Here is a 1362-nt window from a genome sequence, read left to right as displayed (position 1 = left end):
TGTATTGGTTTTCGGCTTTTGTTTGTGAGTTAAAGCTGAGTTAATCTCAGTTTGGTAAAACATAAGTCATTGAAGCTTAAGCATAACAAAGCGTTCAAGAGGGATTCATGCCGCGTGGCATTTTTGGTATGCAGTGAATTTTGGTGGTGAAAGTGGTTTGCAGAAAGTTGGTTTATGCGGCATTCACCCCTTAACGCGGCGTTATGTGTAGCAAGAGGGAAAGGCATGGAAGTACAGCTTAAAATCGGTAGTGACCCATTATTCGCAGAGTCTTTAACCAAGATAAATATGGCAAGTTATTATCTAACTCGTGGGATTATCTGGGATCACAATCAGTTTCTAAACAGTTGGGAAGAACTAGAAAACTACGAGATTCACCTAGACCAAACCCGTGTAGGTGTTCTTCGTTTTAGCTATAGTGGCGAAACGACCTTTCTGAGAGACTTTCAACTTTTACCGGAGTTTCAAGGTAGAGGAATTGGGGCTAAGTGCCTTGATCTAGTTGTGGGGCATGCACTCAGTCGTAAATCCACTAAGCTAGTTCTACGTGTGTTTAGTGAAAACCCAGCGATCAATCTGTATGAGTCTAGAGGCTTTGTTAGAACATCTGAAGTTAAAGGGTTAGTGGAAATGGAAATCCCTTTAAGTTCAAACACATAACAAACGCTTTAAGACGGATTCGCAACGCGTGGCGTTTTTACCATGCGTTGATTTAAGTGATTAGGGTGGTGTGCGGAAACATCGGTATTGCGTTGCTCACCACTTAAGCGGGCGTTATGTTTAATCACGTAAAATCAGTTACTTGCATCTTTTCTTGGCTTTCTAGTTTCGGTTTTGTCGGCAAGTTGACTTCATTGGGCGCTGTTTTCTGGACTCCAATTCGTGGACGCTAAAAATTCAAAGAGTTGCCTCATTTAAGTTCAGTGCGTTTTTGAGTCGAATGAAGCGATCTTAGTTTCAAAGTTTGAGCTCCGGTTTTCGGTTTATCACGCTAAAACTCAATATCGGTACAATCAAATTTATGAGTTAATTCAGTTTTTTAGCTTCTGATTTTGGTTTTCACTGTTAAGTCGAGTTAAGCTCTTGGTATCGTAAAACTTAACCGTTCGAGTCTTAAACATAACAAGGCGTTTAAGAGGGATTCATGCCGCGTGGCATTTTTGGTATGCGGTTGGTTTTGGTGGTGAAAGTGGTCTGCGGAAAGCTGGTTTATGCGGCATTCACCCCTTAACGCGGCGTTATGTTTTAAGGATAAAAATGAAACATTCAGTTTTTATGAGTTTAGTATTTTTGACTGGGTGTGCTGCTAGTCAGGCAGCACCAATAGAAGTTCTCAGTTATGAAGTTGATGATAACGATTAC

General features: G+C 40.9%; 1 protein-coding gene and 1 pseudogene. Both read left to right on the top strand.

Features of this window, described 5'->3' with window-relative positions:
- Nucleotides 1–225 precede the first annotated feature (225 nt).
- Nucleotides 226–660 (top strand): GNAT family N-acetyltransferase, encoded by a 435-nt coding sequence (locus UF06_RS03705; RefSeq protein WP_045569241.1) that lies wholly within the window; start codon nucleotides 226–228, stop codon nucleotides 658–660.
- A gap of 428 nt (nucleotides 661–1088) precedes the next feature.
- A pseudogene (locus tag UF06_RS26740) lies at nucleotides 1089–1242 on the top strand (DUF3265 domain-containing protein); the annotation flags it as partial.
- Nucleotides 1243–1362 lie beyond the last annotated feature (120 nt).

It is taken from the genome of Vibrio sp. S234-5 (assembly GCF_000960595.1).
Taxonomy (GTDB): Bacteria; Pseudomonadota; Gammaproteobacteria; order Enterobacterales; family Vibrionaceae; genus Vibrio.
This window is presented reverse-complemented; position numbering and strand designations above follow the sequence as displayed.